The 14,361-nt window shown below is 65.4% G+C and carries 14 protein-coding genes and 1 pseudogene; 10 read left to right on the top strand and 5 right to left on the bottom strand.

All coding sequences use genetic code 11. The features are described from left to right. Positions 1–379 precede the first annotated feature (379 nt). On the top strand, positions 380–2,872 hold the full coding sequence (locus BFF94_RS15550; RefSeq protein WP_201260500.1) for a GH92 family glycosyl hydrolase: 2,493 nt from the start codon (positions 380–382) through the stop codon (positions 2,870–2,872). Positions 2,873–2,988: 116 nt separating this feature from the next. On the opposite strand, the gene BFF94_RS38215 is transcribed toward BFF94_RS15550, so the two are convergent. Continuing rightward, positions 2,989–3,123, bottom strand: coding sequence for a hypothetical protein (locus BFF94_RS38215; RefSeq protein ID WP_128851533.1), 135 nt, complete (start codon positions 3,121–3,123; stop codon positions 2,989–2,991). 414 nt (positions 3,124–3,537) lie between these two features. Between BFF94_RS38215 and BFF94_RS15545 the strand changes: the two genes are divergently transcribed. From BFF94_RS15545 to BFF94_RS15530, 4 genes are all read left to right on the top strand, one after another. Beyond that, a complete protein-coding gene (locus BFF94_RS15545; RefSeq protein ID WP_128851531.1) occupies positions 3,538–4,011 on the top strand; it encodes a hypothetical protein in 474 nt (157 codons plus the stop codon). 70 nt (positions 4,012–4,081) lie between these two features. Continuing rightward, a complete protein-coding gene (locus BFF94_RS15540; protein ID WP_128851528.1) occupies positions 4,082–4,894 on the top strand; it encodes an alpha/beta fold hydrolase in 813 nt (270 codons plus the stop codon). Between the two features lie 348 nt (positions 4,895–5,242). Further along, positions 5,243–6,412 carry a class C beta-lactamase gene (gene ampC / locus BFF94_RS15535; protein WP_128851525.1) on the top strand — a complete coding sequence of 390 codons (1,170 nt, stop codon included), beginning with the start codon at positions 5,243–5,245 and terminating at the stop codon, positions 6,410–6,412. A 90-nt stretch (positions 6,413–6,502) separates the two neighbouring features. Further along, positions 6,503–7,165 carry an ankyrin repeat domain-containing protein gene (locus BFF94_RS15530; RefSeq protein ID WP_128851523.1) on the top strand — a complete coding sequence of 221 codons (663 nt, stop codon included), beginning with the start codon at positions 6,503–6,505 and terminating at the stop codon, positions 7,163–7,165. 25 nt (positions 7,166–7,190) lie between these two features. Here BFF94_RS15530 and shc read toward each other — a convergent pair whose 3' ends face one another. After that, positions 7,191–9,245: a squalene--hopene cyclase gene (gene shc, locus BFF94_RS15525; protein WP_128851520.1), complete on the bottom strand. Its 2,055-nt coding sequence runs from the start codon at positions 9,243–9,245 to the stop codon at positions 7,191–7,193. 53 nt (positions 9,246–9,298) lie between these two features. Here shc and BFF94_RS15520 point away from each other — a divergent pair, with 53 nt between their 5' ends. The 3 genes from BFF94_RS15520 to BFF94_RS15510 all read left to right on the top strand — a co-directional run bounded on the left by BFF94_RS15520 (position 9,299) and on the right by BFF94_RS15510 (position 11,455). Then, complete coding sequence (locus BFF94_RS15520) at positions 9,299–10,000, top strand: TetR/AcrR family transcriptional regulator (RefSeq protein WP_219139518.1); 702 nt, start codon at positions 9,299–9,301, stop codon at positions 9,998–10,000. A 195-nt stretch (positions 10,001–10,195) separates the two neighbouring features. After that, positions 10,196–10,741 carry a P-loop nucleotide/nucleoside kinase family protein gene (locus BFF94_RS15515; RefSeq protein ID WP_128851587.1) on the top strand — a complete coding sequence of 182 codons (546 nt, stop codon included), beginning with the start codon at positions 10,196–10,198 and terminating at the stop codon, positions 10,739–10,741. Between the two features lie 21 nt (positions 10,742–10,762). Then, the gene (locus tag BFF94_RS15510; RefSeq protein WP_246637324.1) at positions 10,763–11,455 is read left to right on the top strand and encodes a formylglycine-generating enzyme family protein; all 693 of its coding nucleotides are present in this window, start codon (positions 10,763–10,765) and stop codon (positions 11,453–11,455) included. 85 nt (positions 11,456–11,540) lie between these two features. Here BFF94_RS15510 and BFF94_RS15505 read toward each other — a convergent pair. Then, a pseudogene (locus BFF94_RS15505) lies at positions 11,541–11,789 on the bottom strand (tautomerase family protein); the annotation flags it as partial. A gap of 178 nt (positions 11,790–11,967) precedes the next feature. On the opposite strand from BFF94_RS15505, the gene BFF94_RS15500 reads away from it, so the two are divergent. Both BFF94_RS15500 and BFF94_RS15495 read left to right on the top strand, forming a co-directional pair. After that, complete coding sequence (locus tag BFF94_RS15500; protein WP_128851515.1) at positions 11,968–12,255, top strand: cupin domain-containing protein; 288 nt, start codon at positions 11,968–11,970, stop codon at positions 12,253–12,255. 129 nt (positions 12,256–12,384) lie between these two features. After that, entirely contained in the window at positions 12,385–12,714 is a 330-nt protein-coding gene (locus BFF94_RS15495; RefSeq protein WP_128851512.1) for a DHCW motif cupin fold protein, read from the top strand. 242 nt (positions 12,715–12,956) lie between these two features. Here BFF94_RS15495 and BFF94_RS15490 read toward each other — a convergent pair whose 3' ends face one another. Together BFF94_RS15490 and BFF94_RS15485 are read right to left on the bottom strand one after the other, a co-directional pair. Beyond that, positions 12,957–13,322 carry a hypothetical protein gene (locus tag BFF94_RS15490; RefSeq protein WP_128851510.1) on the bottom strand — a complete coding sequence of 122 codons (366 nt, stop codon included), beginning with the start codon at positions 13,320–13,322 and terminating at the stop codon, positions 12,957–12,959. Then, positions 13,319–14,266: an alpha/beta hydrolase gene (locus BFF94_RS15485; protein WP_128851584.1), complete on the bottom strand. Its 948-nt coding sequence runs from the start codon at positions 14,264–14,266 to the stop codon at positions 13,319–13,321. Before BFF94_RS15485 ends, BFF94_RS15490 begins: the two co-directional genes overlap by 4 nt. Positions 14,267–14,361 lie beyond the last annotated feature (95 nt).

The raw sequence follows: 14,361 nt of genomic DNA, 5'->3' as shown, positions 1-14,361 counted from the left end.
CCGATTGTTTAGTGAAACAAACTGAAAATTCGGGAAACTTCTCGTAGTGAATAAACAGTCGTTGCGGCACTGTAAGCCCGTGGGAAGCATGTGACATTCCCGGTTGCAGGAGGAGGGTGGCAACGGTCGTCGCGGCAGCGATCGTCGCCGAACCATTCGTTTTAATTAACATTGCTAAACGAAAATGATAAATCCACGACTCTTGATCGTCGCTGCGATGGCTTGTGCAGTACTCGCCGCGTGTGGCGGCGACGACGTGAACAGCGTTCCGACGGTCAGCAATGACGCAGGAGACACACCGTCGACGCTGCCGCCGGCGGCTTCGGGGCCATCGCAACCTTCCCGGCCCGATCAACCGGCCCCGCCCAAGCGTAGCGACATGCAGCTGACGCAGTTCGTCAATCCGCTCATCGGCACGCAGGTCAACGCGGATTCAGGCTATGCGGGCAACGTGAGCCCGGGCGCGATGGTGCCGTTCGGCATGGTGAATTTCGGGCCGAACACGCCGCGCTACAACTTCAACGGTTCGGGTGGCTACCTGTCGTCGGGCGGGTCGGGCGGCACGATCGACTTCTTCAGCGTGACGCACCTGAGCGGCGTCGGCTGTCCGGGGCAGGGCACGGTCGCGATGCTGCCGAGCGACGCGGCGACGGCGGTTGCGTCGGGCGGTCGGCCGACCGGCATCGGGTACAACTATGCGGATGAAACGGCGCAACCCGGGTACTACAAGGTCCGCCTCGCGAACGGCATCGTGACGGAGCTGAGCGCGACCGCGCGCTCCGGCCTCGCGCGCTTCACGTACACGAACAAGGACAAGGGTTTCTTCTCGATCGATGCGAAGCTGAACGGCAACAGCGATTCGGGCAGCACGAAGGTCACCGCGAACAACGTCGCGCTGGCGCTCGCGAGCGACGGCAAGTCGATGAGCGGGCAGGCGGTGGCCCCGGCGTTCTGCACGCCGTACGGCACGGTGTGGAATGCGCCCGTGTATTTCTACGCGACCTTCGACAAGCCGCTGCGCAAGCAAACGGGCACGTCCGCGGTGAACACCGTCAGCAACGGCGCGGCGACGCTGCAGTTCGACCTGACCGATGCGGACCGGACCGTCACCGTGAAAGTCGGGATCTCCTCCGTCAGCATTCGGAATGCCCGGGCCAACCTGAAGGCCGAGGGCGAAAAGCTCGCGTTCGACGATGCGCGCACGAATGCCGCCGGCTTGTGGAACGACCGGCTCAACACGATCCAGATCGACCAGGCCGCGAATCCCGCATCGCTGGACGCGACGCAGAAGGCGAACCTCACGAAGTTCTACACCGCGCTGTACCGCGTGTTCGGCACGCCGACGCTCTACAGCGACACGAACGGTGAATTCCGCAGCATGCGCCAGCCCAGGAACGCGGACGGCAGCTATCCGAAGTCGGTCGACCAGACCGGCACCATCCCGCCGCGCGCGACGGCCAGGGTCGGCGACTACGCGTTCCGGCGCGCCGACGGCTCCGAGGGCGGTGCAGGCAATCACTACACGGGTTTCTCGCTGTGGGATACGTACCGGTCGCAGGCGCAGTTGCTGGCGATGCTCGCGCCGAAGGAATCGAGCGACATGATGCAGTCGCTCGTCGTCGACGGGCTGCAGTGCGGCGCATTCCCGCACTGGGTCGACGGCAGTGACGACTCGACGCCGATGGCGGGCGACAACGCATTGAACGTGATTGCCGGCGCCTACAAGTTCGGCGCGACCGATTTCGATCTGGTGTCGGCCGCGCGGTTGACGAAGCAGTCCGCGTTTGATCCGTCGAGCGCCTGCAACGACCGCACGAGCGCGGCGGGGCTCGCCAATTTCCTGACCGCTCACTACCTGTCGCAGAGCGACGACGGACACTCGTCGTCCGCGACCATCGAGCGCGTGCTGAGCGACCGCTCGGCGGCCGCGTTCCTGCAGGCGCTGCCCGCCAGCGTGCTGAGCGCGCCGTCGGTCGGCGTGACGCCGGACGACATCGGCACGCTGTACACGCGGGCGGGATGGTGGCGCAACATCTTCGACGACACGAACAAGGTGATCGCCGCGCGCAACGCGCCCCCGGCTGGTGCGGCGCCCGGCACGCTGGGCACGCTCGTGCCGGGTTCGTTCCATGAGTCGACGGAGCCGAACTACTTCTGGACCTTCGCGCAGGACTGGACCGCGCTGATCGATGCGATCGGCGGCAAGCAGGCGGCCGTCACGCGGCTGAATCAGCTGTTCTCGATCACGACGCCATACTCGACCGTGCCGACCTCCGGCAACCTGAACGGCGGCGAATCGTCCAATGGCCTCTACATCGGCAACGAACCGTCGTTCCAGTCGCCGTGGGGATACAACTGGGCCGGGCAGCCGAGCGGTGCGCAGTACATCCTGCCGATCATCATGTCGAAGGCGTTCACGACCGGCCGCGACGGGCTGCCGGGCAACGACGACATGGGCGCGACGTCGAGCTGGTACGTGTGGGCGACGCTCGGCATGTTCCCGGTCATTCCGTCGGAAGCCGGGCTCGCGTTGTCCACGCCGCAGTTCAGCGGGATCACCGTCCGGCTCGGCAACGGCAAGACGCTGCGGCTCGACAGCGACAAGCAGGTCGCGATGGACGGGGCGGGTCATCCGTCGTTCGCGTATATCCGGTCGCTGAAGGTCAACGGCGCGGACTACGCGGGTTCATGGCTGCCGCTGGGCAAGATCGCCAACGGCGGGACGATGCGCTACGCGCTGTCCGCAACGCCGACGCAATGGGCGGCCGCCGACAACCTGGCGCCGCCGTCCGGGCCGAACGCGGACTATACGCAGATGACGGCCGGCGTCTCGCCTTCCGCGATGCACATGCGCCAGGCCGGCGCGCGATAACCGAGCTTCGTGTGGCAGATGGACAGCCACGATCTCGACGCGCACTCGTCGTTCGTCGCGGTCCGGCACGGGTGCCGCCGCGTCAACGCGCGATGCGGCGAGCGGGCGATGCGCGCTTACGGACGCAGCAGATCGAACCCGCCGAAGACGACGACACCGCTCAATGCCATCATCGCGACGGAGTGCTGGCCGAAGTAGAGAATCGCGGCGGCAAGCCACGTCGTGATGCAGAAGGCGCCGATGCGGGCCATCGTGTGTACCTCGAATGTGTGATGAAGTGAGCGTGCGCCGCACGGCGTTCGCCGCTCGAACCGGCGAGCGGGGCACGAAGGCGGACGGAAAAGGCGACCCGCGAAGCCGCGACCGCGGCGTCGGCGCGCGTTGCGTGCCGCGCCCGAAACGGCGGGAGTCGAACCCGGCGGCGTTGCGCGATCGAGCCCGGAGGCCGTCGACGCACGAATGCGGCCGGCGAAGTTGCGATTTTACCAGCGTCGTCTCGCCGTCAATCTGTCCCTTTCGCGGCTAAAACACGCGATTTTCCGGGAAATCAGTCCGGCCCCGATACTCAAGTTTCGTGTGACGAATGCCGTAAACGAGTTGGAAGGCGAGCTGGAACGCATTTCCCGCCCCGTCACGATTCACTTACCGACACACGGACCGACACGATGCAGATCGATTTCTCCACGACCGCGCGAGCCCCGCTGGCGGACGGCAGCCTGACCGCGAACACGTCGCCGGGTGCTGCGGCGACATCGTCGGCCGCGCCCGCCGCGACGTCGTCCAGCGACAGTGCAACGGATACCACCGGCACGACCGGCACCACCGGCACGAAGGGTTCGAGCGGCGGCACCGGCGAAACGCTCGGTGCATCGGGCGCGTCGTCGGAAAGCCCGGCGGTCAGCCAGTTGAAGGCGCTGATCGAGCGGCTGCAGAAGCAGCTCGCGACGCTGGAGCGGCAGATGGCGAGTGCGGCCCAGCGCGCGAAGGACGACCCGTCCGCGGCGATCGAACAGCAATCGCTGAGCGCGGAAGCCAGCGCGATCTCCGCAGCGCTCGAGGCCGCGATCTCGCAGCTCGCACAGGCGATCGAGAAGACGGGCGGCTCGTCGTCGGGCGGGCTGGTGTCGACGCAGGCCTGACGGTTCACGGCCGCGTCGGCCGCACGCATTACAATCGCAAGCGCGTCTCCCTCGAAAGGACGGCAGAACGATGAATGCGGAAATCGACGACGACGATCTCGTGCGCTTCGACGCGCACGGCGGCACGCCGCTGCCGGCGGCCAATGCGCAAGGATGGCTGGAACACGACGGCGCGCGCATCTGGCACGCGTCGTTCGGCCACGGGCCGCCGGTCGTGCTGCTGCACGGCGGCCTCGGTCACGGCGGCAACTGGGGCAACCAGGTGCCGGCGCTGCTCGCGGCCGGCTACCGCGCGATCGTGATCGACAGCCGCGGCCACGGCCGCAGCACGCGCGACGATCAACCCTATTCCTACGAACGCATGGCGTCGGACGTGCTCGCCGTCCTCGACGCGCTGCATGTCGACCGTGCGCGCTTCGTCGGCTGGAGCGACGGCGCGTGCATCGCGCTCGTGCTGGCCGCCCGCGCGCCGGAACGCGCGGTCGGCGTGTTCTTCTTCGCATGCAACATGGACCCGGGCGGCACGAAGGAGATGGCGCCGAGCCCGCTGCTCGACCGCTGCTTCGCGCGGCACCGGAAGGACTACGCGCAATTGTCCGCGACGCCGGAGCAGTTCGACGCATTCGTCGCGGCCGTCGGCGAAATGATGCGCACGCAACCGGATTACAGCGCGCAGGATCTCGCGGCGATCGCCGTGCCGGTTGCGATCGTGCAGGGCGAGCACGACGAATTCATCCGGCCCGAGCATGCGGCGTATCTGGCGCGTACGATTCCGGGCGCGACGCTGACGATCCTGCCCGGCGTGAGCCATTTCGCGCCGCTGCAGCGGCCCGCGCGGTTCAACGCGGCGATGCTGGCCTTCCTCGACCGGCTGCCGGGATGAAGTTCGCGTGGGTCGCCCGGCGCGATGGTCCGCGCGCCTGTGATCCCGTGCCCGCTTTCGCGCTAGTTGCAGAGCGGCTTGTCGCTGCCGCCGGCGAGCAACGCGCGGCGTGCCGGCGTTCGCGGATCTGACAAGACTTGTCTATTTTCCATCGATCTTCGATGCGGCGTCATCCGGCGCTTCGCGTATCTCATTAGTTTTTCTTTAGGCTCGCGCAACATATCGTCGATTGTTGGCGGGCGGTTGACAGTGGATAGTCCTGCTTCGACAGGCCGGCCGCCGTGATCTTCGCGCGACGCGCCGAATCTGTTGTCCACGCAACCATACGAAATCAAAGGAACCGCAACCATGCGATTCAACGCGACACGCTTCGCCGCGACCCTGTTCGTCGCCGCGTGCGCTACCGCCACGGCCGGCCGCGCGGCCGCGGTCACGCAGGACGACATCCATGACACCGTGACCCGCCACGTCGCGCCGCTGATGAAGCAGTACGCGATTCCCGGCATGGCGATCGGCATCGTGGCCGACGGCAAGCCTTACGTGTTCGACTACGGCGTGATGTCGACGCAAACCGGCAAGCCCGTCACCGGCGACACGCTGTTCGAGATCGGCTCGGTCAGCAAGACGCTGACCGCGACGCTCGCGGCGGACGCGCAGGAAGGCGGCGAACTGTCGCTCGCGGATCCGGCGGCCAAGTACCTGCCCGCGTTGCAGGGCAAGCCGTTCGGCGTCGTCACGCTGCTCCAGCTCGGCACGCACACGCCCGGCGGGATGCCGCTGCAGGTACCGGACAGCATCCGCGACGACGCGGGCCTGATCCGCTATCTCGACGCGTGGCGGCCCGCATATGCGCCGGGCACGTACCGCACGTATTCGAACGTCGCGATCGGGATGCTCGGGTGGCTGACCGCGAAGGCGATGAACAAGGATTTCTCGGCGCTGATGGAGCAGCGGCTCTTTCCCTCGCTCGGGATGACGCACACGTACATCAACGTGCCCGGCGCGCGCCAGGCCGACTACGCGCAGGGCTATACGCAGGACGGCAAGCCGATCCGGATGACGGGCGGCATGTTGTGGCAGCCGGCGTACGGCGTGCGGACCACGGCGGCGGACCTGCTGCGTTTCGTGCAGGCGAACATGGGGCTGGTCGAAACCGCCCCGCGGCTGAAGCGCGCGATCGAACGCACGCACACCGGCTATTTCCGCGCGGGGCCGCTGACGCAGGACCTGATCTGGGAACAGTATCCGTATCCGGTCGCGCTGCCGACGCTGCTCGAAGGCAACTCGATGAAGATGCTGCGCGACGGGTTACCGGCCACCGCGATCAAGCCGCCGCTCGCGCCGAGCGCGGATACGTGGATCAACAAGACGGGCTCGACCAACGGCTTCAGTACCTATGTCGCGTTCGTCCCCTCGAAGCGGATCGCGATCGTGATGCTCGCGAATCGCAGCTATCCGAACGAGGACCGCGTGAAGGCCGCGTACCGGATTCTCGGGTCGCTCGGCGACGGGCGGTAATGTTTCCGCGCCGCCTGCCGGGACATGCTTATGATGAGCGGGCAATCCGGTGGGCGGCGAGCGAGACACCGGTCGACGAAGGAGAGCCGATTGAGCATCGCATGGGACGGAATCACGGGCGCCGACGTGCTCGGCGACGCGGAGGTCGCGAGCCGGCACGCATTGGCCGACGCCGCGCGGCAGGGCGAATGGGCGACGATGCTCGATCTCGTTGCAAAGCAACCTCGCCTCGTCAACGCGACGCGGCTCGGCGGCACGTCGCTTTTTGCGCCGCTGCATCAGGCGGCTTACGGCGGTGCGCCGCAGGAGGTCGTCGCAGAACTGCTGCGACTCGGTGCATGGCGGATGCTGCGCGATGCGAAACGCGAGCGCGCGATCGATATCGCCGTGCGGCGCGGGCATCGGCATCTGGTTGCGCTGTTGACGCCACAGCCGCGCCGCTTCGTGCCCGACGTCACACTGCTCGCCATCCAGCGCCATTTCCACAACATGATTGGCGGCCGCATCGCACACCTGCGTGTCGACGCACTGCGCCTGCCCGAACTCGAACCGCTGCTCGAACTCGACGCGTCGGCCGAACGCATGTGGTTCGCGGTGCCGGGCATGTACGGCGGGTTCGGCTATGCGCTGCGCACCGACGGCGACGCGGCCGTGCTCGTTGCCGCGAGCTGGAGCCGCGTGGTCGGCGGTTCGGGCCAGCGGCACGAGATCACGGCGAACGGCTGCACGCTGGTCGAAGAGGGCTTCGTGTGACGGGCACGCGCCCGAGCGTCGCCGCTCAGGCGACCGCGGGGTCCGTTGCCGCGATTGCGGCCGCGCCGCGCACGGCCGGAGCCGGCGCTGCCGCAGCGCTCGCCAGCCGCCGATACCGCGCGAGCGCCCACAGCGGGAAGTACGCGGTGTAGCCGTGATACTTCAGGTAGAAGATGCGCGGAAAGCCCGGCGCATTGTGCGAGCGGTGCCACCAGAAGCCGTCGTCCTGCTGCACCGACTGCAGATACGCGATGCCGCGCTTCACCGAATCGGATTCGCAGTCGCCGAACGCCATCTGCGCGAGCAGTGCCCACGCGGTGAAGTTCGACGTGCTCTCGCCGGCATTGGTGCCGGCCAGCTTCGGGTCGATGTAGCTGTCGTTCGTCTCGCCCCAGCCGCCGTCCGCATGCTGTCGTGCGCGGAGCCATTCGAGCGCGCGTGCGATATAGGGTTGCGACTTGTCCTCGCCGGCGAGCGCGAGGCCGGCCAGCACGCTCCACGTGCCGTAGATGTAGTTCGTGCCCCAGCGGCCCCACCAACTGCCGTCGGGTTGCTGCGTGCGCTTCACATAGTCGATGCAGCGCGCGAGCGACGCGTGGTCGTCCGCGCGTTTCGTCACGCCGAAGCACAGCAGCACGCGGCCCGACACGTCCTCGGTCGGCGGGTCGAGCAGCGCGCCGTGATCGGCGAACGGGATCGCGTTCAGGTACATGCGGTCGCAGTCGGCGTCGAACGCCGCGAAGCCGCCGTTGCGCGATTGCAGCCCGCGCATCCAGTCGAGTGCGCGCGCGACGCGCCGCGCATACGGGTGCGTGCCGTCCGCGTTGCGATGCGTACGGCCGCGGCGATCGAGCATCGCGGTGACGACCGCGGTGTCGTCGATGTCGGGGTAGTACGGGTTCGCGTACTGGAATGCCCATCCGCCCGGCGCCGTATCGGCCGGCGCGTTCTCGATCCAGTCGCCGCGCAGGTCGTTCACCTGGCGTTCGGCCAGCCAGTCGTACGCGCGCGCGATGCGTTCGTCGAGTTCGCGCCGCGCGCCGTCCGGCTCGCCGGCTTCCGGCGCCGCCACGCCGCGTGCCTGTTCGAGCGCCATCGTGCTCCATGCGGTATCCCACACCGGCGACAGGCACGGCTGGCAATACACGCTGCCGTCCGGCCGCGTGACCAGCAGCTTTTCCAGCGCGTTTTCGCAATCGCGCCGCAGCGGATGATCGTCCGGGTAGCCGAGCACGTCCATCATCTGATAGCTGTACACGATCGGCGGGAAGATGCCGCCGAGCCCGTCCTCGCCGTTCATGCGTTCCGCGCACCACGCCTCGGCATGCCGGATCGCGCGCTGCCGCAGGCGCTTCGGCATCAGCGGCTCGATATGACGGACCGTGCGGTCGAGCGCGAGGAAGAGCTTGCGCATGCCGCGCGCGGGCGGGAAGTAGCGGCGCTCCTCGTCCGGCGGCGTGACGAACAGCTCGCGGATCGAGATGTTGCGCGGATTGCGCGCGCGCGCCTTCAGCGAGCACAGCACGAGCAGCGGCACCATCGTCGTGCGCGCCCAGTACGCGACCTTGTACATCGAGATCGGCAACCACTTCGGGAACAGCACGAATTCGATCGGCATGAACGGTGCCGCGCGCCACGGCACCTGGCCGAACGTCGCGAGCAGGATGCGCGTGAACACGTTCGAGCGTGCCGCGCCGCCGAGCTTCAGGATCGCGTCGCGCGCGCGGACCATGTGCGGCGCGTGTTCGCTGTCGCCGGCCGCCTTCAGCGCGAAGTACGCCTTCACGCTGCACGACACGTCCGGATCGCCGTCGACGTACAGCGCCCATCCGCCATGCGTGTCGAGCCGCTGGTTCGCGCGCAGGTAACGCGCCATCTTCTCCTGGCGCACGTCGTCGATCCTGTCCATGAAATGCATCATCAGGATGTATTCCGCGGTGATCGTCGCGTCGGATTCGAGTTCGAAACACCAGCTGCCGTCGGGCTGCTGAAGGCGCACGAGCGCGTCGCGTCCACGGGCGATGGCGGTGTCGAGCGCGGACCAGGGGGAGGGGGCGGGTTTGTTCATGCGGCGGATCATACCATCCGGACGGAATGTTTATATCGAGACCCCCGGGTGCTACCATCCGCATCATGAAAAAACGCCTCGAACCTGCGCCGCACGATGTGTCCGCGCCTGTCGAACCGGCTGGAACGGCCGGTGCGCAGGCGCCTGAGGGATCACCGGCGCCGGCGGCTGCCACCGCCGGCGTGCGACGAAAAAAAGCGCCGGATCAGGTGCGCGCGCAGTTGCTGGCCGCCGCGTCGGAGATCGCGACGCATCACGGCGTGGCCGCGTTGACGCTCGATGCGGTGGCCGAGCGTGCCGGCGTGACGAAAGGCGCGCTGCAGTATCACTTCGCGAACAAGCAGGGGCTGCTGGATGCGCTGTTCGGGCAGGCGACCGAGCGGTTCGGCGCGCAGATGGCCGCGCGCATGGCGGCGGATTCCGGCGGCGACGGCGCGGCGGCGCGGGCCTACATGCACGCGGTGCTCGACGAGTCGCATCCGGCGGCGAGTACCGATGTGCTGCGCGTGCTGGTCGCGTCGATGATTACCGAGCAGGACACGCGCGCGCGATGGTCGGTGCCGATGCGCGAGTGGACGCGGGCCGATCCCGTGCCGCTCGGGCAGGCCGCGACGCTGATGATCTGCCGGCTCGCGGCCGACGGGCTGTGGATTTCGGAATTGCTCGACAGCGTCGAGGTATCGGCTGAGTTGCGCGCGGAGATTGTTCGGCAGCTCGATGCGATGAGCAAGGGCGTGTTTCCGGAGGGGCGCAACGGGGCCGCGTGACGCGTGCCGTCTCGAACCCGCTTGCTCACGATCGGGCGGTTGGTTATTCTGATGCGCATGAACCGATCGCAACCCCATTCGATGATTTGCGCCGCAATTTCGCCGGCGGGGTAGTCATCGACTGAATGCATGTCGTCACAACCCGCCCGGAAGGCGGGTTTTTGCTTTCTGGGCTATCGATGGAGAAACCTGGAAATGCAGACTGAGAAGTCGCTTCACACGACAGCATCGAACGACGCGGTATTGCTCCATATGGCATGCGGCAAAATCGCGTCCGGAAAATCGACGCTGGTCGCGCGGCTCGCAAGCGCCGCGCGAACCGTATCGATCAGCGAAGACGTCTGGCTCGCCCACCTCTATCCGGGCGAGATTCTGTCGATCGACGACTATGTCCGATGTGCAACGCGCATCAAGGATGTGATTGCCGATCACGCTCGTGCATTGCTGCAGGCCGGCGTGTCGGTGGTTCTCGATCTTCCGTTCAATACCGTCGCCGCGCGTGCGTGGGGGCGCGACGTTTCGCAGGCCGCCGGCTGCGACCATCGACTCCATTACCTTGACGTCGGCGATGCGGTTTGCAAGGCGCGTCTGCGCGTGCGCAATGCGCGAGGGGAGCATCCGTTCCACGCATCGGAAGCCGAGTTCGAGCAGATCACGCGCTACTTCGTCGCGCCGGATCCGGCGGAAGGATTAAATATCGTGGCCTATGACGAAGCAGGTTCCGTCAGGCTGGAGTCGTAACGGTGCGGCAGAGTGGAGAACATGGAATATCCGTCCGACACGCTTGAGATGCAAATGGTGCAGGTTCCCGCTGGAACGATTGCATTGAGGGACGACAGGATCGGCCGTACATGGAGCGTCAATCTGCAACGCTTTGCGATCGGCCGCTATCCGGTCACTCACGCGCAATATGCCGCGGTAACGGGGCAATGGCCGTCGTCGTGCGTCAGCGCGCAATGCCCGGTGGAGAACGTATCGTGGATGGACGCCATTCGGTTCTGCAACAGGTTGTCGACGGCTGGCGGTCTTCTCGCCTGTTACGAAATCCATGAGGACGGAACGGGCGCCTCCGCGGTTCCCGGCAGCAACGGCTACCGGCTGCCTACCGAAGCGGAATGGGAATACGCGTGCCGCGCCGGAACGAACGGCCCGAGGTATGGCGACCTCGATGCGATCGCGTGGTACCGGGAGAATTCCGGTGGCCGCACGCATGAGATCGGTCAGAAGCAACCGAATGACTGGGGGCTTCATGACACGCTGGGCAATGTGTGGGAGTGGTGCGCGGATCAATACGACCCGGAGGTCTACGGTGCGTATCGCGTGTTTCGCGGCGGGGGGTGGGCCGATGCCGAAAGAGGCTGCCTCGCCACGAATCGCCGGCGCAGTCACCCGACATTTGCAATCGACGATCTTGGTTTTCGCGTTGCCAGGTCGCTCGACGCCGGTCATGCGTGAGCGGATCGGCAATCGTCCCGCCCCGGCTGCAACCGCTGAGGGGCGGGACGGCAGGTGATTGCAGCCGACGTTTCGACGTCGGCGATCAGGTGAGTTCCCGGGTGATGAACTGCGCACGCCCCCGACCAAACGACCAGTCCGCGTCGCCGTTTTCGACGATGGACACGATTGCGTCGTCCGGAGAAATGCCGCATTTCGTTTGCAGGTTCTCGACGAGCAGACAATAGAACGCGATTTCCTGCGGCTCGGTGCGCTTGCGGCTCACTGCGGTCAGAAGCACGACGTCCCGGGACCGCGGATACCGGAGACCGGTATCTTCCACCACGCGCTCGCCGGGGCGATGCTCGGCCCTTTTGCGTCATCGACGAAAACAGATGGGCGGGATAGCGCACCGGAACTGTGTGTGTCGAAAGATGCGCTTTGTCTCTAGAATGGGCGTCGAGAAGATTGAGCTCCGGAAGACTTCATCGCACACGGCCGCCGACGGGCTTCCATACTTTGGGGAAAATACGATGCACCACCGTCCGAAAGCAGTCCCGACGCAGCAGGTATTGAACGAGCGCGTGATCGTCACCGAATGGCGATTTGCACCCGGTGCCGAGACCGGCTGGCATATCCATCAACATGACTATGTCGTCGTGCCGCAAACGGACGGTCAGCTTCTCCTCGAGACCAAGCAGGGCAACCGCGAGTCGCAACTGCGCGCCGGGAGCAGCTATGCGGGGTTGAAGGGCGTCGAACACAACGTCGTCAACGCGACTGACCGCGAAGTGGTGTTTGTCGAAGTGGAGATTCTCTGAGGCGTACGTTGAAAAAGAGCCGCGGGCAAATTTCATGGCTCGATCGAAATGCGCCGGCATCGTATTCGGGGCCGCCGTCCTGGTGCTCGCGATAGCCACGCGAGCAACGCTGTGTCAGGGAGTTGAATGATGAAAATGACCGACATCCCGTTTGGGACGACCGACTGGGACACGATAGAACCGACCGAATACAGCGGAGAACGCGGGGTTGCCCGCTGGCGCACGCTTCAATTCGGGGATATCCGGGTCAGGCATGTCGAGTATTCGGCCGATTACGTAGCCGATCACTGGTGCGTGAAAGGACATATCCTTTATTGCCTTGAAGGCGAATTGCTGACGGAGCTCGACGATGGGCGGCAGTTCACCCTTCGGCCGGGTATGAGCTACCAGGTCGCCGACAATGCGGAAGCGCACCGGTCGTCCACCCGGACAGGGGCGAAATTGTTCATCGTTGATTGAAGCGGCTGCCGCCGGACGCGGGCGACCGTTTGCAGACCTCCGGTGCCCGGAGGACAATACCCCGAAAATCTCTTCGGAGGCTGCCCGATATGGCCAAGTTCCAGCCTGATGGATGGCATACCGTCACGCCCCGGATTGTCGTACCGGATCCGGACGACCTGGGTCGACCTGGGGCGGTCCTTGCAGGCTGCCAAGATCTGTCGTTCATTGTTGTTGCGTGAGTTTACCGGCCCCCTTTTGCCTCACTCGAACTTGCCGAAATCGACTGCTTCCTTCACAAACTCCCCTGTCAACAGAAGCGCTCGCTCGATATCCGCGACGATGGCCGAGTTGTTGACTGACGCGGTGACGAACAATCCCCAGATATCGTCGTCTATTTCATAGTCACCCTGAGCATACGTCCAATAGCTGAAATATCGATCCTGAGACAATGCGACCTGCTGGTCATCAACGCCGTCCGGATGCGGCACGCGGACAGAATGCAGCGCACCCTGCAGGATCGCAGCGATGCTCGGAAATTCGACTGCACGATGGTCTTCAAGTATCTCGACCAGAAGATCGCTGCCGTGATATACCGGCCGAACCCGGAATCGAATCAGGTTTGTCATGGCTCGTTTTTCTGTTTCGAAAGCGCGCGGCAAGCATGCCGATTGACCGCCGATTCCTGCACGAACGCCGAAATCGCTTCCACCACGTCGTTTGCCAGAGGACGGCGCGGATCCGAATACGCGGCAAGGTTTTCGTCCCGAGCCTCCGTATGGACGGCTTTGAGGACATGATTGGCATTCGCGACAAGCGCCAGTTCAGCGCGAGGATTGGCATCCTTCAAAAGTTGCGCGTCCTGCAGGCCAACCTGAATATCCCGAGTGCCCTGAATGATCAGCACCGGCTTCGTATAACCCGCCAGGAGGGCCGCCGGATCGACGGTCAATTCGCTCATCAGAAACCGCTGAACCTGCGGCCTGAACAACGGCATCAGTGCAGGATCGATCCCGGCAGCGTCTACCGTCTTTCCGGCATCGAGCGATTCGAGTATCGACAGGGCGTTGCCCAGAACAGGGGCATTTGCCGGGTTCGACTGCAGTTGCTGCTTCAATACTTGCCCGAGCGGTCGTCCTGCCGTGGCCACCAGGATCAAACCGCAAATGTCGGCGGTTTGCCGTGCAGCCGACAACGCCACCCATCCTCCCTCGCTATGCCCCAGCACCCATACGCAGGACGCACCAGTCTGCCTCCGGATGGTCGTCACCCACGAGTGGACGTCCGCCGCATAGTCGTCGATCGTGACGTCATCCGCGTCCGCTATCGCCGACACGCTACCGTACATGCCGCGCTTGTCGATTCGAACCGACGCGATACCGTTATCAAGCAATCCTTCGGCTAGCAACCGGTAGGTCGATGCCTGAATGCCGTATGGATTGTTGCCATTCCGGTCGGTCGGACCCGATCCCGGCACGATCAGCACCACCGGAGCGTCGCCCGCAGCCGGAGATAACAGCGTGCCTCGCAGTGGGCCGGCCGGCCCCGGTGCTTCGATGTCTGTCTGCATCATGTGTAAAGGACTTCCCGAATGAAGGGCTGCCGCCATGGCGATACCTGCGAGAATCGTCATCGACATTCTCACGGACGGATGACTGTCCTGCGATG

Origin of the sequence: Burkholderia catarinensis (assembly GCF_001883705.2) — a bacterium.
GTDB lineage: Bacteria > Pseudomonadota > Gammaproteobacteria > Burkholderiales > Burkholderiaceae > Burkholderia > Burkholderia catarinensis.
This window is presented reverse-complemented; position numbering and strand designations above follow the sequence as displayed.

Coding starts and splice junctions, on each gene's coding strand:
- BFF94_RS15545 (WP_128851531.1), top strand. CDS start 3,538: ATGCAGATCGATTTCTCCACGACCGCGCGAGCCCCGCTGGCGGACGGC.
- BFF94_RS15520 (WP_219139518.1), top strand. CDS start 9,299: ATGAAAAAACGCCTCGAACCTGCGCCGCACGATGTGTCCGCGCCTGTC.
- shc (WP_128851520.1), bottom strand. CDS start 9,245: ATGATCCGCCGCATGAACAAACCCGCCCCCTCCCCCTGGTCCGCGCTC.
- BFF94_RS15495 (WP_128851512.1), top strand. CDS start 12,385: ATGAAAATGACCGACATCCCGTTTGGGACGACCGACTGGGACACGATA.
- BFF94_RS15490 (WP_128851510.1), bottom strand. CDS start 13,322: ATGACAAACCTGATTCGATTCCGGGTTCGGCCGGTATATCACGGCAGC.
- BFF94_RS38215 (WP_128851533.1), bottom strand. CDS start 3,123: ATGGCCCGCATCGGCGCCTTCTGCATCACGACGTGGCTTGCCGCCGCG.
- BFF94_RS15515 (WP_128851587.1), top strand. CDS start 10,196: ATGCAGACTGAGAAGTCGCTTCACACGACAGCATCGAACGACGCGGTA.
- BFF94_RS15500 (WP_128851515.1), top strand. CDS start 11,968: ATGCACCACCGTCCGAAAGCAGTCCCGACGCAGCAGGTATTGAACGAG.
- BFF94_RS15550 (WP_201260500.1), top strand. CDS start 380: ATGCAGCTGACGCAGTTCGTCAATCCGCTCATCGGCACGCAGGTCAAC.
- BFF94_RS15510 (WP_246637324.1), top strand. CDS start 10,763: ATGGAATATCCGTCCGACACGCTTGAGATGCAAATGGTGCAGGTTCCC.
- ampC (WP_128851525.1), top strand. CDS start 5,243: ATGCGATTCAACGCGACACGCTTCGCCGCGACCCTGTTCGTCGCCGCG.
- BFF94_RS15485 (WP_128851584.1), bottom strand. CDS start 14,266: ATGATGCAGACAGACATCGAAGCACCGGGGCCGGCCGGCCCACTGCGA.
- BFF94_RS15540 (WP_128851528.1), top strand. CDS start 4,082: ATGAATGCGGAAATCGACGACGACGATCTCGTGCGCTTCGACGCGCAC.